The 26,782-nt window shown below is 43.7% G+C and carries 14 protein-coding genes; 11 read left to right on the top strand and 3 right to left on the bottom strand.

Going from position 1 to position 26,782, the window contains the following annotated elements; genetic code table 11:
• The first annotated feature begins 916 nt into the window (after window positions 1–916).
• The 9 genes from fliA (at window position 917) to RDO37_RS07905 (ending at window position 19,376) form a co-directional block, all read left to right on the top strand.
• Entirely contained in the window at window positions 917–3,580 is a 2,664-nt protein-coding gene (gene fliA, locus RDO37_RS07945; RefSeq protein WP_308498698.1) for an RNA polymerase sigma factor FliA, read from the top strand.
• A 1,760-nt stretch (window positions 3,581–5,340) separates the two neighbouring features.
• Window positions 5,341–5,736 (top strand): chemotaxis response regulator CheY, encoded by a 396-nt coding sequence (locus RDO37_RS07940; protein WP_027939146.1) that lies wholly within the window; start codon window positions 5,341–5,343, stop codon window positions 5,734–5,736.
• Between the two features lie 21 nt (window positions 5,737–5,757).
• Window positions 5,758–6,528 carry a protein phosphatase CheZ gene (locus tag RDO37_RS07935; RefSeq protein WP_211232150.1) on the top strand — a complete coding sequence of 257 codons (771 nt, stop codon included), beginning with the start codon at window positions 5,758–5,760 and terminating at the stop codon, window positions 6,526–6,528.
• A gap of 9 nt (window positions 6,529–6,537) precedes the next feature.
• A complete protein-coding gene (locus RDO37_RS07930; RefSeq protein ID WP_308498697.1) occupies window positions 6,538–8,538 on the top strand; it encodes a chemotaxis protein CheA in 2,001 nt (666 codons plus the stop codon).
• 1,788 nt (window positions 8,539–10,326) lie between these two features.
• Window positions 10,327–11,679, top strand: a complete 1,353-nt coding sequence (locus tag RDO37_RS07925; RefSeq protein WP_308498696.1) for a chemotaxis response regulator protein-glutamate methylesterase — start codon at window positions 10,327–10,329, stop codon at window positions 11,677–11,679.
• Window positions 11,680–12,768: 1,089 nt separating this feature from the next.
• A complete protein-coding gene (locus RDO37_RS07920; RefSeq protein ID WP_303074755.1) occupies window positions 12,769–13,515 on the top strand; it encodes a motility protein A in 747 nt (248 codons plus the stop codon).
• 271 nt (window positions 13,516–13,786) lie between these two features.
• Window positions 13,787–15,046, top strand: a complete 1,260-nt coding sequence (locus tag RDO37_RS07915; RefSeq protein WP_308498695.1) for an OmpA family protein — start codon at window positions 13,787–13,789, stop codon at window positions 15,044–15,046.
• 626 nt (window positions 15,047–15,672) lie between these two features.
• Complete coding sequence (locus tag RDO37_RS07910; RefSeq protein ID WP_273320242.1) at window positions 15,673–16,518, top strand: ParA family protein; 846 nt, start codon at window positions 15,673–15,675, stop codon at window positions 16,516–16,518.
• A 467-nt stretch (window positions 16,519–16,985) separates the two neighbouring features.
• A complete protein-coding gene (locus RDO37_RS07905) occupies window positions 16,986–19,376 on the top strand; it encodes a chemotaxis protein CheW (RefSeq protein WP_308498694.1) in 2,391 nt (796 codons plus the stop codon).
• A 240-nt stretch (window positions 19,377–19,616) separates the two neighbouring features.
• Here RDO37_RS07905 and RDO37_RS07900 read toward each other — a convergent pair whose 3' ends face one another.
• The 3 genes from RDO37_RS07900 to kleE all read right to left on the bottom strand — a co-directional run bounded on the left by RDO37_RS07900 (window position 19,617) and on the right by kleE (window position 20,810).
• Window positions 19,617–20,108, bottom strand: coding sequence for a zeta toxin family protein (locus RDO37_RS07900; RefSeq protein ID WP_308498693.1), 492 nt, complete (start codon window positions 20,106–20,108; stop codon window positions 19,617–19,619).
• 87 nt (window positions 20,109–20,195) lie between these two features.
• Window positions 20,196–20,447 carry a hypothetical protein gene (locus tag RDO37_RS07895; protein ID WP_044121344.1) on the bottom strand — a complete coding sequence of 84 codons (252 nt, stop codon included), beginning with the start codon at window positions 20,445–20,447 and terminating at the stop codon, window positions 20,196–20,198.
• Between the two features lie 75 nt (window positions 20,448–20,522).
• Window positions 20,523–20,810 carry a KleE stable inheritance protein gene (kleE, locus tag RDO37_RS07890; protein ID WP_308498692.1) on the bottom strand — a complete coding sequence of 96 codons (288 nt, stop codon included), beginning with the start codon at window positions 20,808–20,810 and terminating at the stop codon, window positions 20,523–20,525.
• Window positions 20,811–21,634: 824 nt separating this feature from the next.
• Here kleE and RDO37_RS07885 point away from each other — a divergent pair.
• Window positions 21,635–22,144: a chemotaxis protein CheW gene (locus tag RDO37_RS07885; RefSeq protein ID WP_044121343.1), complete on the top strand. Its 510-nt coding sequence runs from the start codon at window positions 21,635–21,637 to the stop codon at window positions 22,142–22,144.
• A gap of 389 nt (window positions 22,145–22,533) precedes the next feature.
• Window positions 22,534–26,631 (top strand): hypothetical protein, encoded by a 4,098-nt coding sequence (locus tag RDO37_RS07880; protein ID WP_308498691.1) that lies wholly within the window; start codon window positions 22,534–22,536, stop codon window positions 26,629–26,631.
• Window positions 26,632–26,782: the final 151 nt, after the last annotated feature.

Here is a 26,782-nt window from a genome sequence, read left to right as displayed (position 1 = left end):
TGGCGCTACTATCAAGGCTGGTAATGATGAGCCTCCTATGCCAATTGGCAGTCTTTTAGGCATGAGTTCTCCTGATGGTAAGGGATCACCAGCTGATCTTGAAAAGCGTTTAGCAGCAGCTAAAGCCGAGGCTAAAGCTCAAGGTCTGTAAAAACTCTAGTAATTTTCTAAAAAGCCCGCTTTATGCGGGTTTTTTTATGCCTCGAGAAGAACAATCACTTACAGAGGTAAAGGTGATTTTCGTTCAAAGGCACTATCGCTCGTTTAATTTGCAAAATCATGCAATAGCAAAAAAAATCCTTTCTAAGTAGTTTAGTGCTGATATTTGGCTTATCTAAGGAGTTTAGGTGTTTTTTTATTCGGTACAGAACTGAGAAAGTTAAGTCAAATATTGGTTTAAGTTCTCGCAAACTTGCTTATATCATGGACGTTGCGCGTAATTTCTAATAGAATCGAACAAGATAGCTTGACTACACACATCATCAATCTTTGTTTGTTGTATGAAGATTAGGCATTATTAATAAGTTTCAGACTCAAATGTCTTTGTTTAGGTTTGTGTTTAGTGTGTACGCCCATTAATTTTTGTAGTTCTCATACAGAGCAATGGTTGCTGCACTAATTAAGTACTTAAAATCGAGGCTATCATTAGACTGCAATAGACTGTATTGATTAAGCAAGATTGCATACTTGACTCTAGGCAAAGTTAAGGCTTAGTGTGTCTATTGCTACAGTCTTAAACTATCTGCAAAGCTACTAACACGCTCCTAATTTAGGAAAAGGTAGAACCACTTTAAGGATAATGCCCATGCTATAAGCTTAGGCAAGGTCAATCTAGGATGGTCTTATTAGTCTTATTTATGACGATGTAGTGGCTGTAGAGCAGATACAGTGAACGAATTGGGAAGCAGAGCATATCATGGCACCAAGAGATCCAAATGATTCAGCAATTAAGGCTTACTCCAACAAGAGTATGTCCGAGCGCCAACAAATGGTGCTTGAGTACGCTCCTCTGGTTAAGCGCATTGCCTTATTCATCAAAGGACGTCTGCCTGCGAATATAGATCTCAATGATCTTATTCAAAATGGCATGCTTGGTCTAATCGATGCTGTGAATAACTTTGTTGACGGCAAAGGCGCGTCATTTAAAAGCTATGCTGCATTGCGTATTCGTGGCAGTATCATTGATGGCTTGCGACGTAGTGATTGGGCCCCACGTACTGTTCATGTTAATGCTCGTATTATTACCGAGGCTCGTGAGCGTTTAAGTCAGATTCTTGGTCGTGAACCATCTGATTATGAAATTGCTAAAGATGTAGGCGTAGATATTAACGATCTGCATCTAATCATGGTGGACACGAATCAGTCTCAAGTTATGGCTGTGGAAGATACAGGCTGTACTGAAGACTTTCTTTACGAACTATCTCAAAGTGAGAACATTCCATTCCATGATGACACCCTCTACGATGGCATCATTGCTGAACAGTTCAATCAGGATTTAGTTAAGGCTCTTAAGAATCTTCCTGATAAAGAGCGTTATGTCATTGGCCTATACTACGAAAAGCATATGAACGTTAAGGAAATATCTGCGATCCTTGGCGTGTCTAGCTCTCGTATCTGTCAATTAATGGCTAATGGCTTTAAGCATATTCGTAAAGATCTTTACTTATGGGGCAAGAACCGTGAAGGACAAGCTCCTAGCGATGAAGTAATGGTAATCGACGGCTTCAAAGTTGCCGAAGAAAAACCTAAAAAATTCCGTAGATCTAGTATTGAAGATCTTTATGCAGATGACTTTGCATTTGCCTATGGCTCAGACAATCAACTCAATGTTGATGCTAAGGATGACGCTGATTCTGACAAGATGCGTAAGATCGATCGCATTATGTCTGAAGGTGCTCGTCCAATTCCTAAAAAGACAGCAAAGAAGCCTTCCTTGCTCTTTGATGAGGACGGCGAAATTGATGTTAAGACCGAGCATGGTAGAAGAATTGTAGCTGAGCGTGAAGAAGAAAGACGCATAGAACAAGAGCGTCTTGCCTATACTATTGCCCAGGTAAAACGTAAGCGTCAAGAAGCTCTTATTGCGCCAACTGCGCGATTAAAGAAACGTGATGCTAATAGACCTTTTGCCAATGATAAGCCTGAGCTTGAAGATACTCCTACTATGATTGCCGATAGTAAGAGACATGCTCTCAAGCAGTCTAAGTTAGCTCGAAAGGAGCAGCTTGATGAAGAGTTTGACATCTCTCAAGATGATCTCGTTGGTGCAGTAGAGGCTAATAGCTCTGAGGACAAAGATTCAAGCAGTGCATCTAAGAGTGATAGCGAATCAATTAACGGCATTGCTCTTCCGTCAATTACAGTACCATCACGTTCTAAGGTTAAGTCTAAGCGCGAAGTAAAGATCAGCATGTCAGACATTGCTCTGCCTGATGTTGGTCTTTCTGATATGCCAAATCCTTTTGCTGAAAATTATGCTGCGGATATTGAAGCACAGACAACTAAGGCTGCTGACGGTAAAAAATCATCAGGCGATTCAAGTGCAGCTAATGCTGATAAGCGTAATCGCTTACTAGCTCCTGAGCTTGATCCGTCCTCACCGCAGTATGATCCGATTAAAGCTGCATTTGGTCAGATGGTTTTTGAAAAGCAGCAGTCTGAGAATATTCAGGAGTTAATTGATCTTAACCTTCTAGATGAAAGCGCGAATAAAGCCTTCAAGGCAAATGATCAAGATAGCAATAATCAAGATAGCAATAATCAAGAAAGCAAGGATCAAGCTGCTGTAGCTAAAAAGCCGAATTTTAGTAGTATTCCATCTGACATACCGGAACACTTACTTGAAGAAATTGATGCTATGTGCGATCAGACCGAGCCAGCTTTTATTAGCGACTTCTCTGCTGATCTACCACAAGTTGAGGCTCCGAAGCGTGATGTAACGCTCTCTAAAGAGCAGGCTCAGGCAGAGTTCAACGATATCATCATGCGTACTGCTACGATTGTGCAGCTAGCTAAGGCTAAGCGACAGAAGTTCATGGCGCAAAAGGAATTTGCTGAGCTTATCTTTAAGACTATTGAAGTAGTTGAGGCTCGCAAGCATCAACGCGCCAGTGAAATGCAACGTAAAGAAAATCAGCTCATTGCCATGCAAAAGAAGGCAGTGGCTCAATTTGTTGCAGTTTCAAATCTTACAGAGCCTGACTCAGCTTCTCATGCAGCTTGCGCTCCAAACTATCAACAAGGACCAGCGCAAGAGTATCTTAACGAGCTTGCTGATGAGGCTATGTATGCTCAGACCTTAAATTCAAGTAGCGCTGATGATTTGTATAGCAGCCCAAGCTATGAGAGCGAAGATGCTACAAATGGCGATCTTGATTTGGTTGGCTTAAAGAAGCGACAGACAACTAGAACCACACGTACTAGAAGATCATCTACAAGCAAGGTAAGTGCAAAAGCATCAAGTGATACTAGAAACGATGGTACATCACCTAAACGTGGACGTCCTCGTGCTCAGCCGATTGTGCTCTCATTAGAGGAGTTCCTTGCTATGGAGCGCGAGCGTAGCAACAAGGATAGCTAGGATAGCTCCAAACTTATCTGATTATTTGTAGTTGCTCTACGCCTAGTTAAGCAGCAACTGCAGCTTAATCAAAAGAGGCTACAGCTTCTAACAAGCAGCAGCTTTGCTACAACAATAGTAAGTGCGTATTGCAAGATACAAACTACAAGGTCTATGGCGAGCTAAGATCTTATGATCTTTGATCTTTGATCTATGATATTGAGGTCAGATAGGCTAAATAAGGAGTGATCTTTGTGCTTCTAATTTAGGCTTGATTGTTGACTATAATCGCTTTGTAAGCTTTGCATGAACATGCTTATATTACGAAATGGTAGATACAACTAATATCTATCATGTGGTGATCTTAAGGAGTTAGTGTAGTATTTTTGAAGCCGTGATCTTTTAATATGATCTTTTCATATCTGTGCACATGCTGCAAAAGATACTTTTGTGGATAAAGTGATATGCACTAAGTGCAATATAGCGTAGTTTAAGCTATAAAATAACTATGATCTTGCACACAATGCTTTGATCTTGCTTTAACCTTATGCGCTTTGTGTGGCATAGATATGAGTTATTGTTCATTGGTTGTGGTATAACACACTCAAATTACAACGTTTGCTAGCATTAATAATCTGATCGTCATTCTTACGACTTTATTAAAGAGCAGCAAGTAACGTTCAGGAAGAGAAAATACAAGCTTGTCATCTGTGCGCGATGTCAGTGCAATAATCAAGTTTTTTGCTCAGTATCCGTATAGCTCGTCATACAACTGCATTGTTAAGTTTGCAGTGTAAAGTTTTACTTGGGCATGGAACTAGCTACAGCGTACAATCACATATATTTGCCAATCGATGTTCAATAATTGAAGTTTGTCCATGGCATCTAGGTTTTTGATTGTGTAAAAGAAACTATCAAAAATGTGCTATCTATGGGCAAAACAGCTGCTTGGTTATTTGCAGGCAATGCCATTTGGCGTTAATATTGTTTGTATGTGCGAGAAAGCCGGGAAGTTGTTTGTACTTTGTGACGAGCAACTACTTAGTTCTTATCAGGCACGCGTATAATCACTGAGGCATATTTGACTCACAGGCGATTGCTTGCATGAGTCCTTTTGCATTCAAAAAAGGCTATAATCTATGCTCGGATATCAAAGCGTTTAATCTGAGCTATAGCTTGAGGCAAAATGATTAGTGCCAATATCAAAAGCTACTGTGTAAGTAAGCTGTTTGATAAACTAACTTACGTATAAGCTTAATTAAGCTTTAAAGGTAAGACAGATTTCTTGTAATAAGCTTTTAGCTTGTTACGTAAAAGGGAAGGTGAATATTCCTGTTACAATGCGTTTAGCTTTGTGACTAAGCTAAGTCACTACTTTGGGCTTAGTAGTTCACTGTATTTTGAGTGCGGTGTATATAATCCGCCACTTGATTGATGTAGGCTAGTTAAACATTAGCTAGTTCTTATGAGTGTGCAAGCAAAGGCAACTTCGTCTTGCAATGTAGGCACTCTTAAGAACATGCAGCAATCTTTCAATCAGATGTAAGGGTGATGATTAGATCTAGCTTTGCTATGAGTCTTACATACAAAGATAGCTAGCACTCCTTTTGCAATGGTTGTCAAAATACATACGATCTGTAGTATGTGGCTTAGGCTACATTCTAAGCAGATGAAGTGTCACACTAAGTGGCCTGGTGGTATGTTCCACCTAGTCAAATCAGGCTTTATTTTTCTTTTCATATTTTCATTGCCTGAGACTTTTTGCAGTTAAGGAGAAGATCTTGGATAAAAATATCAAGATTTTGATCGTTGATGACTTTTCTACAATGCGACGCATTATTAAGAATCTGCTGCGCGATCTTGGCTACAACAACACTTTTGAAGCCGATGATGGTGCAACAGCTCTTCCAATGCTCGAGAGCGGCGATTTTGAATTCGTAATCACCGACTGGAATATGCCTATTATGCAGGGCATTGACCTTCTCAAGGCTATTCGCTCCAATCCAAAGCTAAAGTCAATTCCTGTGCTTATGGTTACCGCTGAAGCTAAGCGTGAGCAGATTGTTACAGCAGCACAGGCTGGCGTTAACGGCTATGTCGTTAAGCCTTTTACCGCTGACATCCTCAAAGGTAAGCTCGACAAGATCTTCGAGCGTATCGATGGTGGTGGTGAATAACAACAATAGGTGGAGCGGCTCATGTCCGAAATAGAGAATGTAGCACCTGTGATCGACAATGATAAGCCAATCCTCACCTTAGAGGACGCTCGTGAGCTTGTCATGCTGCTCGAGGCAGGAATGCAAAAAGAAGCTGATCGTAAGCTGATTGCTATTACTCAGCAACATGAGGAGAGCTTCTATCAGCAAGTGGGTTATTTAACCCGTGATCTGCATACTGCAGTTCAGAAGTTTGCCTACGACCCAAGATTACGTGAGATCACCGATGAGGAGATCCCAAATGCATCTGAACGTTTACGTTACATTATTTCTGTAACTGATAAGGCTGCTACACGTACTCTTGATGCAGTTGATAGATGTACTCCAATTTCATATGCATTAAAGTCCTCTATTGATGACTTGATGCCTATTTGGAAGCATCTTATGAACGGTCGTATCGATCGTTTTGAATTCGTTTTCTTATGTCATCGAATTGACGATCTGCTCAAGAAGACAGCTGAAGATGCCTCAGATCTTTCTAATCAGTTAAACGAAATTCTGATGGCTCAGGATTTCCAAGACTTAACAGGTCAGATGATCCAACGTGTTATTGGACTTGTTACTGAGGTTGAGGGTAAGCTCGTTGAGTTCTTACGTTTCTTCGGTCAGTACACTCCTGAGGCCGATCAGGAACGCATCAAGCAGAAAGCAATTGAGGCTCAGGGCCCTGCTCTAGATAGCCAAATCGAAGACAACACAGCCGCCGCTTCACAAGACGAAGTGGATGACTTACTTGCAAGTCTCGGCTTTTAGGAGTGCGACATGGATGAGGAGATTTTGCAGGACTTCTTGGTTGAGGCTGGCGAAATTATCGAGCAACTCGATGAACAGCTGGTCCAAATTGAGAAAGCCCCTGACGACAAGGATTTGCTGAACTCCATCTTCCGCGGCTTCCATACCGTGAAAGGCGGTGCAGGCTTCCTTGGATTAAACGAACTCGTTGATATCTGTCACGCAGCTGAGAACGTATTCGACATGCTGCGTAACGGTAAGATCACCTTAAATGCAGCCTCCATGGATGCGGTTTTACAGGCTTATGACGAGATTACTCGTCTGTTCACTGCAGTTCAGAATCGAGAGCCTTTAGATCCAGTTCCTGCTGAGCTCATTACCCGTCTGCATGATATTGCTGATGGTAAGAGCGTAGGTGGTGATGCTGCTGCTGCGGCAGCTCCAGAACCTGAGCCAGAGCCAGAACCTGAGCCAGAGCCACAGCCAGAGCCAGCACCTGCTGATGAAAATCGCAGTGTTGATGACATCACTGAAGATGAGTTCGAGGCTCTGCTTGATCAGCTTCATGGTAAGGGTCATGCTCCTGGTGCAGAGAACGATGAGCAAAACAATAAGTCAGTTGATGCTACTGATGCTGAGTTTGACAAGATGCTGCACGATGCAGGTCATGACTCAGATAAGGCAGCTCCTGCCCCAGCTCCTGTAGCAAAGCCTGCTGCAGCTCCTGCTCCTGCTCCAGCCGCTGCTAAGGTAGTTGAGCAAAAGAAGGCACCAGTTAAGGGCGCTGCTGCTATTGCTGCAGCTAAGCCACCAGTACAAAAGACTCAAGCTGCCGCCGCTCCTGATGTTGAGACCACCATGCGTGTTGATAGCAAGGTTCTCGATGACATCATGAACATGGTAGGTGAGCTCGTACTTGTTCGTAACCGTCTTGTTTCTATTGCCGCACATCGTTCCGATCAGGAGATGAACAAGGTAATAGCTAACCTTGATGTGGTAACCGCAGACTTACAGGGCTCTGTAATGAAGACCCGTCTGCAGCCAATCAAGAAGGTATTTGGCCGCTTCCCTCGCTTAGTTCGTGACCTTGCACGTAAGCTCAATAAGCAGATTAACCTCGAGATGGCTGGTGAAGACACCGAGCTTGATAAGAACCTCGTTGATGCATTGGCTGATCCAATGATTCACATGGTTCGTAACTGCTGCGACCACGGTATTGAGTTGCCATCTGAGCGTACTGCCTTTGGCAAGCCTGCAACTGGTACTGTTACTCTGTCTGCTGCTCAGCAAGGTGATCACATTCTGCTCCGTATTATTGACGACGGTGCAGGTATGGATCCTAACAAGTTACGTCAAGTTGCTATTCGCAAGGGCGTGCTTGATGAGGAAGCTGCTGCTAGGATTTCTGATGAAGAAGCCTACAACCTGATTTTCGCTCCAGGTTTCTCAACTAATACTGAGATTACCGATATTTCAGGTCGTGGTGTGGGCATGGACGTTGTTAAGACCAACATCTCCAAGCTCAACGGCTCTGTACGCGTAATATCTGAAGTCGGCGTAGGTACTACTATTGAAATTAAGGTTCCATTAACCTTAGCAATTTTACCTACCCTGATGGTTCAGATCTCAGGTCGTACCTTTGCTCTGCCTCTTACCTCAGTATCTGAGATCTTCTACATTGATCTCTCTACTATGCGTAATGTTGATGGCCAGAACACTGTCATTATTCGTGATAAGGCAGTTCCACTGTTCTTCTTAAAGCAGTGGTTCGAGAACTGCTCTATCAACGAATACTTGAAGGGCAAGGCGCACATCGTCTTAGTTCAAGTTCCTGCATCTAACCTCGTTGGCTTTGTAGTTGATGAGTTAGTTGGTCAGGAAGAAGTTGTGATTAAGCCTTTAGATAGCTTGCTCCGTCATACCCCAGGTATGTCCGGTGCAACCATCACCTCTGATGGTGGTATCGCATTAATCCTCGATATTCCTGGATTAATCCGTGCCTACGCTCGTAAGGGCGGCAATCGCTACTAATCAATTAACAAGTGCAGCGCAGTACAAAAAGCATAGAGTAGCTAATAAGTTATTGCGCTGAGCTTAAAAAAAGTACTTGTACAATACCATGGATTCAGTTGTCTAAGCTATGTTCTAGCTTTGCACATCACCAGCTAGTTACAGGTGCTTTAAAACAGACTTAACTGCAATTAATGCATGGCCTAATACGCCATGCCTAAAAGAGAGGTGGTCATAGACTTCCTCTCTTTTGTTTTTTATATACCTCAATTTTTATTCCCGCCAACTCTAAGACTCTTTCTTCTCCCAAAAAAAACTCAAGCTCTTTGCACATCGCAAGCTCTAGATCCATCATTGAGGAATGATCTTAGTACTAAGCTTAATGACTCATTAGGCTAATCATGAGAGTAGCTAAAGATACTGTAATACAAGACTATATTCGCATTGGTGCAGTTTACGAAAGTTATGTTAGTTTTGAGTTTTCACAAGAATTGATAGAAAGTTGCAACTTGAGCTAATTTTAATGTTTAAAACTTTGGCTAGATTGAACAAAACTTAGAGAGTAGTTTCCTAATTTTTTACAACTCTGTGCTTACATATAGCTTATTTATCGACTTTTAAATAAGAGCCTTGCAAGTGGTTAAGTTTACATTGCGTTCTCAGTGGGAATCTTGTTGTCTTGAGAGTGGCATGCACTTTAAAAAGTCAAGTACATAAGTGTTAACTTATCTATTGCCTTGTTTACACTTTGGAGGATAAACTACGCTTTCGTAGTATCTAGGATACACATGCAAATGCCACTATCTAGCCGCCTTGTAAGCGAATAAGTGTAATAAGGTACATTGTTTACTTGGCTGGTTAGTCACAATCATAAAAGAATTATAGTCACTAACTAAATGCTCATTAATTAGGCCTAAGAAAAAGCTTATAAGTAAGCCAGATTCAAATGCCTAATCGTGCTACCGTTTTGTACTTATAGGCTCAAGCTAAACATACCGCTCCACTGATACAAGATCGCCTGAATAAGCCTTTAAGCAACTTGTAAGCGAGCTTAATTAATCTTAGTGCTTTAAGCTAGTTGCTATGTTAGTAGCTTTATTAAAGCAGTACTTATCAACCTTACATTGTGTGCACTAAGGTTTTTAGTAACATGGCGGTATCGAGGTTTGCGCACACAGCATAATTAATCTGTAAGCTATGATGCGCTATTGAGTTACAACTAGCATTGCGATTCAAATTAATTGGTTGTAAAGTGTGCATTTGTCAGCATTTTCGGCGTAAACATAAGGGTTTTACCTCCTGTTGTCGTAAAATGAAAAGTCATTGACTCCATTGTGCATGCCAAGCTTTTGCCAGTATGTATAAGATAAAATCGAAGCTAGACTTTAAAAGTCATTAAGTGATTTTGTCTACCTAAGTAAAAAGCTCAATGTACCTGCTTTACAAGTGATCTTTGATTAAAGGTGCATTAATATAATTAACTTAAGAGCTTATGCTGGTAATTTTCACTAGAGCTCATAGATGAATAATGGTGTGACTTAGGATTATCCAATAGATTGCTTACAGCAATACTTAGCTTGACTTTTGTTTCAAGTGTAATGATCTTGCTGTAGTCACAAACAACGTAACGAAAAGGCAAGCATTCAAGTACTTGTCATATTTAAGACAAGTTGCCAAGTTAGTGTTTGGGACGAGTCAGACTGTCAAGTAGCCGAAAATAGATAGGTTACGCGACTGAGTGAACAGATTGAGAGGCTTCCGTACAATGCCATACAAACGAGTACGGAAGAACAAACGTAAGAGGTTCTTATGGCAACTAAGGTACTCATAGTAGATGACTCTACCTTCTTTAGAAAGAGACTTACTGAGATCATCTCCGGCGATCCTAGCCTGGAGGTTGTTGGTGAGGCTAAGGATGGTAAAGAAGGCGTAGAAAAGACTATGTCTTTAAAGCCTGACGTGATTACTATGGACGTGGAAATGCCTGTCATGGACGGTATTACTGCTGTTCAGGAGATCATGAGCAAGTGTCCTACTCCGATCTTAATGTTCTCCTCCTTAACTTTTGAAGGTGCCAACTCAACCTTTAAGGCACTTGAAGCCGGTGCCGTCGACTTCATGCCAAAGAACTTTGAGGATATTGCTCACAAGCGTGAGGAAGCCTTAAATGAGTTACGTTCTTCAATTAAGGCTGTTGCTCGTTCACACATTCGTAGAACACCTGCACGTCCAAGCGCTTTAAGCTCACGCCCAGCTGCAACTTCAACTCCAGCTACTTCTACACTTGGCGCTCGTACCTCTACTTTAGCAACTTCACGTACAACCACTGTAACTTCAAGCACTAGTCCACTTGGCCGTACTACTGCTACTAGCTCTACTTTAAGCCGTACTACTAGCACTGTACGTCCGACTGAGAGCGCCGCCGCTACAGCAGGTGCCGCTACTGCACCAATGACTGGTACTATACGTCAGGACTTCGATAAGATTTACAACTCATTAGGTAGTGTAAACCAAGGTCGTCCTGCCGCAGCTATGCAGTTTACTTTTGGTAACGCTAAGGGCGTTTCAACTGCATTTAAAGTATCTGGTAAGTCTCACGATCTTATTGCGATCGGCTCATCAACTGGCGGCCCAATTGCTCTGCAGAACATTATTCCTAAGCTGCCACGTATGAACGTACCTGTTGTTATCGTGCAGCACATGCCAGCATCATTCACCACTACCTTTGCGCAGCGTTTAAATGGCTTAAGCCAGAACGAAGTATTAGAGGCAGCTGATGGCATGGTATTAGAGCCAGGACATGTTTATATTGCTCCAGGCGGTCGTCAGATGATCCTTGAGAAGGCTGCAGGTCGTGTTCGTACCCGTGTGCTTCCAGCTGATCCTCGTGTGGTTTACCATCCTTGCGTTGACGTAACTTTTGCCTCTATTGCCAATATCTATGGCGGTTCTGTTCTTTCCATGATCTTAACTGGCATGGGCTCAGATGGTTGCGAAGGCTGCCGCATGTTACGTTCTAAGGGCTCTGTAGTTTGGGCTCAGAATGAGGATACTTGCGTTGTTTACGGCATGCCACAGGCTGTTGTTAATGCAGGTTTAGCAGATCAGATCTTACCTTTAGATAAGTTTGCTGACTGCATCATTCAAGAGATGCGTAAGTAAGCTAATATCAAAAGCTTAACTTGATAAAAAAAGCTCCACATCCAAATTAAGATGCGGAGCTTTTTTGCTTTTAATAGCCGCATCATCTTTACTTTACAGCAGTAAGGTCATGGCCACATCATCTTTGCTTTGCAGCAGCAAGGCTACAGCTACATGCTTGGGCCGTGGTTGTTTTTTTAGTTGTTGTAGTTTTGACTATGGCAAGAGTTAGGATGCTAGAGACGTAGGTCCTTGAGCTTGTTTGCGAGTTAATATGGTGCATTGTGGCCAATAAAGATGAAAAATATTAGGATACTTACAGCTTTGATTGTAACTAGGTATTTTGATAAAGCCCGTCAATACTGAGATCTGGCGGTTTTTTGGCTCATCTATTGGCATAAAGCTAGCATAAATGCACAAGCACTGATGTATTTGGGCCTTGAGGCCATCAAATCACATGATCTTTGCTGATTTGCAGTGCAATAATCTCGTGTTCATCACAACCTTGTTTCATAGTACATGAGAACTTTATGTCTATGTACTAAAGTATGGTAGTCAGGATCTTGGTGGTCTTAGACTCAAACTTGAACTGTTTACTTTTGCATGCGACTAAATAGCATGCATAATTAGGCATACTTGCGATTGTTTTTAACGATGCTTAGAAAAAGTTTAAGCATGGCCTTTAACTCATGAGTCTCGTTAAAAACAATTGCAAAGCATCAAATGATGCCTTGTAATGACAACCACTCTATAGAGTAGTCCTAAGTTGCTCTAAGTATGATCTAAGGTTGTCGTGAGCAGAATTGCAGAGGGAATGCTCTGCATACGTGTCTAAGGACACAAAAGTCACAGCAGTGACATGGCTTTAGTGGCTGTATACGGAGCGCTCTTGCTATCGTATGCAGGATCTTAGGCCAGTTTTTTCAAGTCATTTAGTTAGGTTGACTAAGGAGACACCAGGAACTAGGTTCAAAGTTGCTTAAGTAAAACTTAAGAAACTGATGTGCTCTTTAGCTTATTGAGAGTTCTTCAAGGGGGCATGTTTTTATGCTTCTCTTTAAGAAAGCTTATATAGCTATAGGCCTATAACTTGGTTCTGTGTATATAAGTATGAACGTTTTTGGTCTTGTTATCGCAATCGGCTGTATGATTGCGACCATGCTGATTGAAGGTACTCACCCTTCAGCGCTGTTGAATGTCCCTGCATTCCTGATCGTGTGCGGTGCTGGTCTTGGTGCCGGTTTCGTGCAGTTCTCTCCAAAAGAAATTCTCAGCGCTTTCAAGCACTTCTTATGGCTCATTTCAGCTCCACGCTTAAACTTCCAGTCCCAAGGTGAACTGCTTGCTGGTATGTCCACCATTGCTCGTCAGCAGGGCCCTCTGGCTTTGGAAAACTCCGTAGCTTCCGCTAATGACGACTTTACCCGTACTGGCATTCAGATGATTGTGGACGGTGTAGATAAAGATGCTCTTTATGCTCTGCTTGAGAACGCAATTGAGCTTGAGCAGCAGAAGCTTGAGCCAAACGCTAAGTTCTATGAGTCCTTAGGTGGTTACTTCCCATGTATGGGTATTATTGGTGCGGTTATGGGTCTGATTCACGCTATGTCCCTGTTAGACCGTCCTGACCTGTTAGGTCCTTCCATTGCTGTGGCATTCGTTGCAACCATTTACGGTGTGGCAGGTGCTAACGTATTCTTGATTCCAGCTGCTAACCGTATTCGTACCTTAAATGCTGAAATCGCCCTGTATAAGTACATGACCTTAGAAGGTCTCGTATCTATCGCCAGCTCTGAGAACACCCTGATGCTCAAGCGTCGTATCGGTGTTTACACTGGCAACCTCAATGGTGATTAGTTTCTACTCGTCTCCTGATTAAACATTTAGATGAGCCTTATAAAAAGATCTTAGTTTTAAGCTTAGTGCCTGAACTAATGTTCTTAAGAGTTAATGACTCATCTTAATCATGCAAGGACTATGAAAGTAGTCAGTGCATTGAACAAAAGCACAGGCCGCATCGTCGCACGTTGCGGCGGTTTAGCAAGAGCACAGGATTTTCCTGCGAGCCACGTGCTTTTGACGGTCTAGTTGCTCTTAGGTAGTAGCTAGATCTGTAAGGGATTTAACAATGGCAAGAAAGAAAAAACATGCAGGCCATGAGAACCTAGAGCGTTGGCTGGTTTCTTATGCTGACTTCATGACACTGTTGTTCGCGGTGTTTGTGGTGCTGTATTCGTTTGCTATGGCTAAGTCTGTTGATGCTCAGTCCATGATTAAGGGTCTGATGGCATCATTCAGCGAAATGGGCATGGTGTCAGCAGTACCAGGTGTTATTGCACTGCCAGGTCCAGTTGCCAATCTGATGGCTGATGCTTCTTTAGCATCTGCTGCAGCTCAAAAGGGCGAAGTACAGACTGAGGCTCCTGGTGGCGGCGGTGTTATGGACTTCGGTGTTACTCAGCAGAGCTTAGAAGATGCAGGTGCTATGGAGCAGACTGCTAACTCCGATGAGAACGCTGAGGCTGTAACTCAGGGTAACTTAGAGGCCTCCGAGGTTATTGAGCCAACTCAGGGTACCTTAACTAATGTAACCCCAGACTCTCAGACTGATAAGTCTTCTGGTATGACCGAAGGCGGTAAGCTTGATGAGGTTTCAGAAGGCGGTGTTGGTCCTGCTGAAAGCGAGTTTGAAGGTGAGAACCCATCTGGTCAGCCATTCGATACTCTGATGCGTTCCATCTCTGAGACCATTTCAGAGCAAGGCTTAAGCAATGAAGTGATTGTTGAGCACGATCCAAACTGGATTACCATCAACATTTCTTCAACCATGCTGTTTGCCCCTAACTCTTCATCAATCCTGACACGCTCACGTCCAGTGATTGCTTCTATTGCCAATACGCTCAAGAGCGTTAACAACTATATCCGTGTACGCGGTTATACTGATAACTCTTTCGTGCCAAGCGCTATTTACGGCAATAACTGGGAGCTTTCTTCTCGCCGTGCTATTAACGTGCTGCAGGAGCTTGAGGCTAACGGTATTGATCCACAGCGTTTAGCAGCTGAGGCATATGGCCAGTACTCACCGTTCTACTCTAATGCCACCCGCGCTGGTCGTGCACAGAATAGACGTGTAGTAATCGCTATCTCTCGTGAGGCTCTGAAGAATCAGAATCTACAGGTTGTTCCAGGTAGCTCTGAGAACATGATCCCTACACGTAGAGCAGGTAGTGGTGGCTTTAACTTCGAGGCAAACCCTGATGGTTCTGTAAGCTTCAAGGCTGACCCAATCGATCAAGATGTTGGTGTTATGGTGGAGGAAGCTCCTCCAGCTGAGGGCGATGCAGGTGCTGGCAGAGTAGAGCTGCCAAACTTTGGTCCTCAGAACTAATATACACATTGATCATTAGTTTGATTAAAGGCGCTGTCGCAAGGCAGCGCCTGTTTGTGTTTTTATGGCCGCAAAAATTTGCAAAGCAAAAACACAGACAAACCCTCATGGCACTCTAGCATCGACCTTTCTCTCCTCAAGATAGGCCATAGCTTTGACACTCTTTTACAAGAGTTCTCAAACGAGCACTGCAGCATCTACGTGTGCATTAAAAAGCAGTATTCCTTTGAGCACTTTTCTTTGGCAGGTTTTATGACGTTTCTGCCAATCTCAATGCCACATCTGGCACTTTAAGCAAACAAAAGGAGCAATTAGCAGTAACTTGCTTGTGCTTTTCTTTAAGCTATTTTGTGATAGTTATGAGTGCATATGGGCACATGAAGTTTTGCGATGCTGTAAAGCTTGAGTTGGATAGAGTTATCTTTTTTGCTTTTAGAGTTGAGAATCACGTCATAAGATACTCACATCGATGATGTATCTTGCTAAAATACATATTTAAGCTTTTACTTGTGTGCAGTGTGTTCTATCAAGCACATTAGTACCTTATGCAGCGTAAATAGACACTTTTGTATGCAGCTTTAGGATATAAGCTTTACCGGTTTCATTTATTTTATCGGGAGTGGGCAGTGTTAGTATGGGCCGTTGCAAGCCAGAAAGGCGGTGTGGGTAAGACCACAACAGTCGCCTCAATTGCTGGCTGGTTACAAAAAGAAAACCTCCGCGTATTGGTGGTCGACACAGATCCGCATGCTTCTCTTACCTCATATTTAGGTATAGATGACGAAAGGATCGATCAAAACAATCTGTTCGACTTATACGCAATGAAGACCCCAACTCGTGAGGGTATCTTGCGCTGTATTACCAAGACCGCTCATGAGGGCTTAGATCTGATCTCAGCCTCTATGACCTTAGCTACCATTGACCGTCATTTATCCGGTCGTCAGGGTGTAGGTCGTATTTTATCTCGCTCTTTAAGCCTCATCGAAGATTGCTACGATGTAGTCCTCATCGACTGTCCTCCTGTCTTAGGCGCTCTGATGGTTAATGCTTTAGTAGCCGCAACTACCATCATTGTTCCAACCCAAACCGAGTTCTTAGCTCTTAAGGGCCTTGAGGGTATGGTGCGTACCTTTACTGTGATGCAGCGTGCTAACAAGAGCGTACATTTTGATTACACCATCATCCCAACCATGTATGACCGTCGCACCAAGGCCTCAGTACAGAGCCTTAGCTATTTAAAGACTCACTATCGCGATCATATTTGGCGTGGCAGTATTCCGATTGATATCTCCTTTAGAGAGTCATCTGCACGTAGATTACCTCTGCCACTTATGGATGATTCCCGTCAGGGTTCTGTTGCCTACCGTAACTTACTCAAATCTCTCATTGAGAGCGAGTTAGAGCGTCATCCTGATCGTGTATCAGAAAATCTCAAGGATGTAGGCGACGCCATTAAGCTTGAGATGATCTAGCTTAAAGGTGCAGTTTTAAGGTGTTTGACTGCCACATAAGTTAACAAACTTAATAGTGCAGCATGCATCAGTAAGAAAAGCAAAAGATATAAACGATTTCATAGTTTTACTCTTGCGCATCAAGCACATATGAAGTCAATAGAGCACTAGTAATCTACAAATAGACAGCTAAATATGCCTAAATTTACGTTACTTGCCACTCTCAGTAGCGTTGATAGTTAAGAGCTCAGAGTTGTAGTTAGATTACAGTTGATCATTAAATGCTTTTTTCTTACTAAAAAGAATTATGAGTTTTGCTCATGCAGTGCATGAGGCTACGCAGAGCAAGCTTAAAGACAATTACATTTGGCAAAGCTGCAGTTAGTGAAAGTGCAGGTTTGTATTAAGACTGATGATCTTTAAATTGCCAAGATTAAGGTCAGGTCTTTTAGTAGGCACGCTAATAAGCTGCTCAAGGAGAATTTGTAATGGCTCCAAGTCATCACGACCGTGAAGAGGAAACTCTCATTGCCTACTTCCAGCAAATGCTTGCTGAAGTAGATGATGAGGAGTTTAACGGTGAGCTCCAAGAACAAGGGGACATGCAGGCTGCACCTGCCGACGAATCCTCCTACTCAAAAGAAGCCAATGAAAGTGTACTTACGAGTGCCAATGCCGCTATTGACGCTAACCATGCAGCTTTAGCATCAACTGGCGCTGCAAGCACTATTGTGAGTGCTCAAGGTGAAGTATCCTCTAAGACTATTGCAGGCAGCGACTCCTTAACAGTCAGCGCTACTAACGCTGCAGTTGTTACTCAGAGTGTTGTCTCTACGGGGCTTAATGAGCAGTCTGCACCTCTTAAGACAGAGCCTTCTAACTTAGAAAGTGCTAAGGCTTCAACTGAGGGTATCGTTATCTCTTCAGCTGCTGATGAGACTGTATCTGCAACCCAAGCTCAAGAGCAAGAAGTTGCTACAGGTTCATCAGTCGATCGTGACTATGATGCGATCTCTAAAGAGCCATTCATCTCTATTGATGAAGAAGAGCCAAGCACTAGCGAGTTTGTGCAAATCGGCATTCAGCCAAAGGCAGTTACAAGCAGCGTAACGACTTCTTCAACAACAGCTGTTCAGACTCAAACAGTTGTTACCACCACACCTGATAGCACTGAGGTTATTCATACCCATACTACCGATGACGCGATCGTTATCGAGAAGGTGGTTTCTGGTACTAGTGTTGAAGATGCAGAGCATGTTGCTGATGATAAGGGAGCACAGAGCCCTGAGTCATCATCTGATAGCATTGCACAGCCAAGCGTAGCAGAAAGCTTAGCTCAGGAAGATGCTGAGCAAAGCGCATCTGAAAGTGGCAATAAGAGTGCATCTGAAAGCGCCAATGAGATCCCTGTTGATGCTGAGAGCGCTGCTGATGCAGCCATGATCGCTGCAGCCGAGCAATCTGAAAAGGACAAGGCAGATACTGTTGATGCCGAGAGCGCTGCTGATGCTGCCATGATCGCTGCAGCCGAGCAATCTGAAAAGGACAAGGCAGATGCTGCTGCAGTCGAGAGCGCTGCCGATGCAGCCATGATCGCCGCAGCCGAGCTATCTGAAAAGGACAAGGCAGATGCTGCTGCAGCCGAGAGCGCTGCTGATGCTGCCATGATCGCCGCAGCCGAGCAATCTGAAAAGGACAAGGCAGTTGCTGCTACAGCCGAGAGCGCTGCTGATGCAGCCATGATCGCTGCAGCTGAGCAGTCTGATAAGGACAAGGCTGATGCTGCCGCTGCTGAAAGCGCAGCAGATGCAGCCATGATCGCTGCAGCAGAGCAGGCGGAAAAGGACAAGGCAGATGCTGCCACTGCTGAAAGCGCAGCCGACGCAGCCATGATCGCTGCTGCACAAAGTTCTGCTGACGATGAGAGTTCTTCATCAGTGTCTTCAGCTGTAAGCTATGAGCCACAGCTGCAGACCGCAACTAAGACTGAAACTGCTAAAGAGCTTGAGTTTGCTGAACCTGGTGATAGCGAAAGACTGCAGCGTCTGCTTAATACCATTGTTCCTCAGACTGCTACTGAGACTAAGGTTGCAGAGCCTGAGGTTAAGGTTGAGACTAAGGTTGCAGAGCCTGAGGTTAAGGTTGAGACCAAGGTTGCAGAGCCTGAGGTTAAGGTTGAGACCAAGGTTGCTAAGCCTGAGGTCAAGGTTGAGGCCAAGGTTGCAAAGCCTGAGGTCAAGGTTGAGACTAAGGTTGCAGAGCCTGAGGTTAAAGTTGAGCAAGTTCAGAAGATTGAGCAGGTTACCAAGGCTCCTCCTCAGACTGCTGAACAGCGTATGGCTGATAAGCTGCACGCTATTAACAAGGATTGGAAGAACGTTGATCTTGGCGAGCAATTCCAGGTACTGTTCTTCTTAGTTCAGGGCGTACGCTTTGCTGTACCTCTTATCGACCTTGGTGGTATCTTCGAGTGCGATAAGATTACCAACCTCTTTGGTAAGCCTTCATGGTTCATGGGTATTACTGATGTTCGTGGCGATAAGATTAATATCGTTGATACCTTACGTTGGGTTAAGCCAGATATTAAGCAAAGCCCAGAGAAGTACCCTTACTTAATATCTTTAGGCATGTCTCCATGGTCTATTGGCTGTGACGTCTTAGAGGGTAACCGTACTTTAACTAGCTCTCAGATCAAGTGGCGTGAGATTCCTGGTAACCGTCCATGGCTTGCTGGTATCGTAACTGCCGAGAAGTGCGCCTTACTGCATGTTAAGGCTTTAATCGCTTTATTTGAGGCCGGTGCAGATATCGAAGACTTAGTGCGTAATATCACCGAAGAAAAAGGTGACAATGGCACTAAAGGCACTAAGAACGCTTAGTTAGTTCTTATAGGCACTGATACAAAAGAATATGATTGCCAAGGGCCGCATTAGCGGCCCTTGCTGCCTTATGTCCTTTAAGTGATTTCCGTCAGGGAGAAATCGCTTAGCGGGTGTTATCGCAGAAATTCCCACGGAACCCCGTTTAGTTAAATAAAATATTTAGCTAAACACAAGTGTGTGTAAAAGAGATTATCAAAAAAAAACCGGCTTATAGCCGGTTTATCCTTAGACATTTAACTAACGACTTAATTTCTTCTTTTTCATTCTGGCCTGCTCAATCTCTGTCCCAGCGACTTTTTTAAACCAATCAGGCAAATCATTAGAAATGAACTTTGTTTTATCTTGTTCTGTGCGGAAAAGTAATCGCCGTCTGTTATAACTGTTATCAAATACCCATACCCGGTCAGCCACGGCCATAGCTTTAGGTAGGTTGGTTACAGAACGCTCGTATCGTCTGAAAAGATCATCAACAGGCACATTATGACCACCAAGGCTTACACGCTGGTTAACGCGAGCTACTGACATTCCTACATCTTTTACCCCCACATAGATTAAATTAATTTTGTAACTTGCAGTCGCAGCAAGCTGCATTAACTTAATCTCCCCCATTCCTGTGAGTGTCGTTTCTACAGCGAAAGTACATCTATTTTTGAGATTTTCCGTGCGCAGAAAAAGTGCCTGCTCTCCTGCCTTTCGATTGCTTATACCTTGTTCCCGCGCAGTTAACAACCTCTATTTTACCAAGGATATGTCGCTTAACTAGGGTAGATTTTCCTGCACCATTAGGCCCTGCAATAACCCAGAGTTGAGGACGCATCAGGGCTTAACCTCAACTACTTTTTCTGTACCAGTCATGAAACTCACCAGTTCCTTACGACCATCTGGATATTCTTTTATAACACACCCTTCTGGTGTATTTCGTTCAGCGTAATAAATAGGTACGCCACTAAGAAGATTAGCACGGGCTTCTTCACCTGCATCATATCCAAGTTGTCTATCAAAAACGGTAAAAAATCGTGCTTCATCAGAAGGTGTCATTTCGGCCAGATGAGATAGATCCATACTCATATTCAACCCTCTATAATTTACAATTAGAAATTAACTGACATTATACAATCAGAAATGCCAACGCATTCATTCTATCTATGACACTTTGGGTTTCCATGTTGCCATAATGTAAGTGAGAGTAGCCAGTACAAGGAAACTGGTCACGAACGGCCAGGCTGCAGCAAATGGGCCATCACTCCATTTAAACAGCATTTTAAAAAACTCCACACATCCTGAATCGTATATCGTAACGATTTTTACAATAGTGCCAATATTTTTAGCAAACACCGGATGATGCACACTCACGATTTCACATCGAGCACCAACGTAAAATTCTTTATAACGCTGAACAGTAATCATCCGCTCGCGGTCTTTACTGTCCATGGCATTTTAGCGGCCATTGCCGTCTTAGACCACTTAGCGGACTTTACTGTCCATGGCCATTTAGCGGCCCTTGCTGTCTTAGGTCATTTGGCGTACTTTACTGTCCATGGTAGATATATTTTTGGTATGTTATTGGTGCAGTTGTACTGAAATGTTTTACAAAAGCAGCACAGAGATGAATTGCTTGTTCGCTTATTGATTAGTCGAGTTTGCCTTTATGATCACTCGTTGGGCATGTTGGAACTAGGTTTTTGTCAAAAAGCTTGTTGCAATCGGCACTTTAGGCGCACTTGTATTCAATATTTTGCCTTTGATCATGTAAGCAAACGATTTTCTAGGCTATAATCATGAGGATAGCACTATACATGACTTACACAAAGTGTTAGTTATTTTGACGGTGCTATGAGCAATGCATTAGGCGCAGGTGATTGTTTTTTATTGCCATGCAGCTTATATATACCGCCTATAAACTAAAATAGTGGCTCATAATGCGACTTAAGACTTGATGATAAGTCTATTAGTCACATCAAGGTCAATCTAGTGTAGTTTAGGCATGAATTGAGCACGTTCGTGCAATCAGCGTAGACCGATAAGGGTATACTGAACTTATAGACAGAGCAGCTTAAGCATTAAGGGTTACTTTTGTGTAACAGCTTGTTTTGCTATCATGCTGCTAGCATTGTTATGCTACTGTCATAAGGCAGTACTCCTGCTTTGATCATCAGAGCATAAGGATGCATTAGGTTTAATACCTTTAGCTTGTCGGGGGATTCTCCAACATAATGTTGTAGAGTTGGAGATTGAGTTCAGAGGACTTTATACAAATGGCTAATGAAGAGACAACTTCAACCTCAATTTACGATCCAGATAGCAGCCAGGGTGAGGTTTTACGTTGGGTAACTTTCCAGCTCGACCGTGAAATGTACGGTGTTAACGTAATGCAGGTTCGTGAAGTATTACGTTACTCTGACATCGCTCCAGTTCCTGGTGCACCAGCTTACGTATTAGGTATTATCAACCTGCGTGGTAACGTAGTATCTGTTATTGATACCCGTATGCGTTTCGGTCTGCCACCATCAGAGATTACTGATAACACCCGTATCATGATCATCGAGTCTGAGCGTCAGGTTGTTGGTATTTTAGTTGACTCTGTTGCTGAAGTAGTTGACCTCAACACTAATGAGATCGACGATACCCCTAACGTAGGTACCGAAGAGAGCGCTAAGTTCATTTGCGGTGTTTGCAATCGTGAAGATGATCTGCTCATCCTCATCGACCTGTACAAGCTTCTTACTGAAGAAGAGTGGCAGGACATCGCCAACATTTCAAACTAATGTTAAGGCAGCGTAAGCTGCGTTGCATGAGTTTACAGAGGCCTCGCATTGCGAGGCTTTTGTTTTTCTAAGGCAAGTAAAATCAAACTTACAACAGGTCATAATCTGTTTGTTCAAATGCGCAAATTGTGACAGTTAAACATACGTTAGATGTAGCCTTAAAGCTGTGCATTTTAGATAACGTGATATAATTTGCCTCTCAGAATTTCACTAGAAGTGGCGTGCCTAAAGTGATCTGACATCATTATGGTGTTAGATGGTGATGTGCGCCCGTAATATGTAGCTTGACCATAGCCCTTTTGCTTTGCTTGTAATAACAATTGCGTCTTATCGTGCAATTATTAACTTTTTAGCATAGCTTAGGTATTTTTCTAGACAGGACTTTCGTTGTGGACGGTAGTTATTCAGCGCCAAGTTTGCTAACCCTGTACCTTGCAGGAGTAGTGTTTATAGTTATCATCCTAGTGCTAGTTTCATTCATCTTAAATTCCCGTCGTAGTGCACGATTAGAGAATACAATTGATGAGCTGCAGGAGCGTCTGCAAGTTAGTGAAATAGCTCTAGAAGATGCCAAACGTTCCTTAGATGAACTCTTTGGACGTAAAGCACGTGGCGAGCTAAAAGTACCTGAGCAACGCTATAGACTTGAGGATATTGTGTTCACCGATGAAGATGGAGAAGAGCACAATCTCAAGGACACCATCTCTCAGATTTGCGATGAGGTAGATAAGATCCGTGAGGAGCAAGCTAGCTCACTTGAAGGTATTCAAAAAGATCAGCAAGGTCTGGTGCATGCTGTTTCTCAGCTTAAGACCCTTATGGCTGCGCTCCCTGGCAATGCTGCAGTAAGTGCAGCTCAGCGTAGCAGCGGTTCACATGAGAACAATGCCTCATCGAATAACGCTCCATCTGCTTCTCATCAGGGCCGAGAGTCTAGCACTCGTGAAGCACGTAAAAAAGCTCGTGCTGCACAGCAGCAGGCTGCGCGCTCCGTCATGTCTGATGCAAAGTCTACTTATGCACCACAGCACAATGATGCCTCTGATGATGGTATGTATGATCCACAGCAAGCCTTTGCTGCACAAAATCATGCTAGTGCTGAAGATGAGCCTTTTGATGCATCCTTTGCCCAAACTGCATCTGATATTGCTAAGTTAGTGGGCACTGTCGATTTTTCTAAGATCGATCCAAATGCTGGTCCTGCCACCATTGGTGAGCACATGGCCAATGCTCAAGCTGATACATCACATGCAAGCAAGAAAGAAAACCACTCTAATCAAAGATCTAACCGTCAAGGTAGCACTCGTGATCCTTTAAACCCATTAGGTATGGCCTTTGGTGCCGATCCTGGCGATAGAACTCATTCTTTAGGAGGCTCGTCTGGAGCTCCCAGGCAGGGGTTACCCCATGAGGGCACATTCATCGAGGTTGAGGTAGAGCCTCGTCCAACTTCAGCTCTTAATGCTGACAAAGCTGAAGCAAATCTTACCAATGAATTATCTGACTCAAAGAGCAACTTAGTAGCTACAGCAAGCACTGATGCTAAAAGCGCTCAAAGCAATAGCTTGAGCGAAGAGGATGCCTATGCCTTAAATGCATCCCAAGATGGCTCAAAGCGCGATGCTATCGCTGTGCTTAATGATGTGGTTAATGCCGCTAGCAGCATCATCAACACTGTAGATGCAACTCTAGCTAAGGGCATTGATTCAGATAATGATGAGTTTGCTAGCAGCGCCGCAATGATGTCTAGCACTCCATCATATATGGATGAGGTGGTATTACCTGAGACTGCACTTAATGATGCTGAGCGTGCCGCTTTAGCTGGTACCTTTGGCCAAAGTGAGATGCTTGCTAAGTCTAAAAAATCAATAGCTGATAGCTCTTTAGCTGCAAGTGGAGATGGCCAATCTGATAAGAGCACCTTGAGCTCTCTTTCAGCTGATATCACTATTTCTAGTGATAAGGCCGAGCCATTAGACGAGTCTAAACCAAGTACTCAAGTGCAATCGCGCAAAGAGGCTGACAATAAGATGCCGTCTATGGAGCGCATGTATAACCGCGCCTCAGGACTTACTGTAGATGAAGACTCTTGCGATATCAATTTAAACTCCTCAGATAAGGAGCCAGGCTTTGGCAAGGGACTTAATAAAGTTGCAACTTATGAGAGCGCAACTAAGCAAGTAGCATCAGACTCATTATCACAAGCTACTGATAAGACTCAGCTGACTATTGATATTGTGCCAAGCGAGTCTTTAGATGTTGATAAGCTTAAGGTTAGTGTAAGCAATGGTGCTCAAGACAACTCAGTTAGTGGTAAGGACATTACCGGTGACATGAGTGCAGCTAATGTTGCTTACTCTAATAGCGAGCAGAACAATGGCAATGCTCCTGTTGTAGATATGATCTACGATGAGGACTATGTGCGTAAGCAAAAGGACGAAAAGCCATTTGGTATTGATATCGCTACCTTAGATAAGGCCCATGCTTTTATTGAAGCTGGTGTTTCCTTAACCGAGTTATCTGCCCGTACTGGTCTTAGCGAAGATGAGTTAAGGCTGCTTTACGAGGTTGATGAGAACGGTAAGGTTATCGATAACAGCGCTCCATTTAGAGCCGAGAGCGATTCTGATAGCTTTAAGAGCTCAGATGACATCATCGACCATAGCTCTACTGATGCACAACATGATGGTAGTGGCGCTGCTGTAGCTAAGGCCGATACAGCATTAGCTGTAAGCGCTGATAGTCCGTCAGCCGCTTTAGATAGTGATGAGCGTGCGGTTATTGAGTCCATTATGGGCAAGAAATCAGAACCGTCATACACTCAAGATGTTGATGGCACACCATCTGAAGTTGCAAGCAGCACTGACTTTGAAGAAAAAGATGAGGCTGAAAGTTTACGAAGCATCATCAGCGGTGCTGTAGAAGGCTCTGATGAGAAGAATGAAGAAGAAAGTCTCTCTTTAAGTTTTGGCGCTTTAACTCCTGATGAGTCTGAACAGGTAGTATCTGCTCAGGTTGATATCGGTGAGGCTGAGGACTTAGCTAAGATCATCTCTGGTGGTGTTGAAGTTGAAGAGGAAAAGCATGAAGAAGAAATGCTTGCCGAAAGCCTTGCTAACGCCTCAGCAATCAAAGATGTAACTAAGTCTAATGACAGCGACATCTACGATGATGAAAAAGATGAAGAAGAGAGCTTAGCGCAGATTCTGGCTGCTTCAACAGAAGATGGCAAGTCCTTTGATAATGATGCGGCATTAGAGTCTTTAGAGTCTGATAACTTTGAACAAAATCTTGAGGCTATCGACCGTTTAGCAGATAGCATCATCAAAGAGAATTTAGTCAAAGATCAGGCACGTAAGGCTCAAGTTGCAGCTTCATCTAATGTCGCTCAGGATGCTGATTATGAGTCAGCTCTTGCCGGTGCTTTAGGCTTAAGTGGTGATGATAACAACACTGTTTATGCTCAGAGTGCTCGTGCAACTATCAACAATAGTGCTGATGCAATGGGCGCATCTCAAGAGATCGCTCATGCTATGTCATTTGATAATCTCTCTGGTAACAGTGAGTACATCAATGACTTAAAGGCTGATATTGATGAAGAGCTCGCTGACGATAGCGTAACTTTACATGGTCGTGATCGTTTGCCTAATGCTGCTCGCATGATGAGTGCTAATACCAACACCTCGGCTCGTAACGAGGCACGTGAAGCCGTTGCTCGTGCAGCACAAGCAGAGGCTGATGCCTATGCTGGTGCTTTGGCATCAGATAATAATGTTGAGTCTAATGCCGCTCGTGCTGCCGCTGCAGCTGCTGCAGTACATAGTGCACGTCGTAAGGCATTAGCTGAGCAAGGTCGTATTGGTGCAGTTGGTTCTGCCACTTCAGAGCGTCATGAGAAGGCTGATCCTTATGAGATTGCTGAGATCGCAGCTCGTACAGCCCGTGAGGCTGCAGCTCGTGCTCAAGCACAAGCTCAGGCACAGGCACAGGCACAAGCTCAAGCTCAGCCCCATGCCCAAGCTCAGGCACACGCTCCTGCTCAGGCCCCGCTTGCATCAGCTCCAATGACCTCAGCCGGAGCTAATGTAAACACCATGGTAGGTAGCGCTCCTAGAATGACAGCTCCTGCTCCGGCTCGTGGTGGACCACTCTCTATTGGCGCGGTAGGCAGTTCAGCGCGAGGTGCAACCAACTTCTCAGCAGTTACAGCTATGAATCCAGGTATGTCTGATGTAGTTGCTATGGCACCAATGGCTTTAGGTAGCATTGAAGCTCCTGGTGGCAATTACAATCCTCAGCAGGGCTTAGCCGCTGATGAAAATCCAGCCGACATCTTGAGTCAGGTCGTGGCCGGAGGCTTAAACTCCGTCTCCACTTTAAGCCAAGATCAGCTGGATATTCTTAGCGATCTGCAAAACAACGGTGCGACAGGCCCGCATTACGCCAACTACCAAGCACGTAATGCCTACGGTATTACTCGCCGCTAGAAAAGTGCCTCATATCACCTAAGCAAAAAGGGCAAGCTCTAAGCTTGCCCTTTTTGTTACTAGCTGCTGCAAAGAAATCCTGCCAACAGCAATCTCATCAATGCAGATGAAAAAGCCTTGGCAGAGTCATCCTACACATATAAGCCTCAAT

The organism is uncultured Anaerobiospirillum sp., from assembly GCF_902485895.1.
Taxonomy (GTDB): Bacteria; Pseudomonadota; Gammaproteobacteria; order Enterobacterales; family Succinivibrionaceae; genus Anaerobiospirillum; species Anaerobiospirillum succiniciproducens.
This window is presented reverse-complemented; position numbering and strand designations above follow the sequence as displayed.

Coding starts and splice junctions, on each gene's coding strand:
- fliA (WP_308498698.1), top strand. CDS start 917: ATGGCACCAAGAGATCCAAATGATTCAGCAATTAAGGCTTACTCCAAC.
- RDO37_RS07935 (WP_211232150.1), top strand. CDS start 5,758: ATGTCCGAAATAGAGAATGTAGCACCTGTGATCGACAATGATAAGCCA.
- RDO37_RS07930 (WP_308498697.1), top strand. CDS start 6,538: ATGGATGAGGAGATTTTGCAGGACTTCTTGGTTGAGGCTGGCGAAATT.
- RDO37_RS07925 (WP_308498696.1), top strand. CDS start 10,327: ATGGCAACTAAGGTACTCATAGTAGATGACTCTACCTTCTTTAGAAAG.
- RDO37_RS07920 (WP_303074755.1), top strand. CDS start 12,769: ATGAACGTTTTTGGTCTTGTTATCGCAATCGGCTGTATGATTGCGACC.
- RDO37_RS07915 (WP_308498695.1), top strand. CDS start 13,787: ATGGCAAGAAAGAAAAAACATGCAGGCCATGAGAACCTAGAGCGTTGG.
- RDO37_RS07905 (WP_308498694.1), top strand. CDS start 16,986: ATGGCTCCAAGTCATCACGACCGTGAAGAGGAAACTCTCATTGCCTAC.
- RDO37_RS07895 (WP_044121344.1), bottom strand. CDS start 20,447: ATGAGTATGGATCTATCTCATCTGGCCGAAATGACACCTTCTGATGAA.
- kleE (WP_308498692.1), bottom strand. CDS start 20,810: ATGGACAGTAAAGACCGCGAGCGGATGATTACTGTTCAGCGTTATAAA.
- RDO37_RS07885 (WP_044121343.1), top strand. CDS start 21,635: ATGGCTAATGAAGAGACAACTTCAACCTCAATTTACGATCCAGATAGC.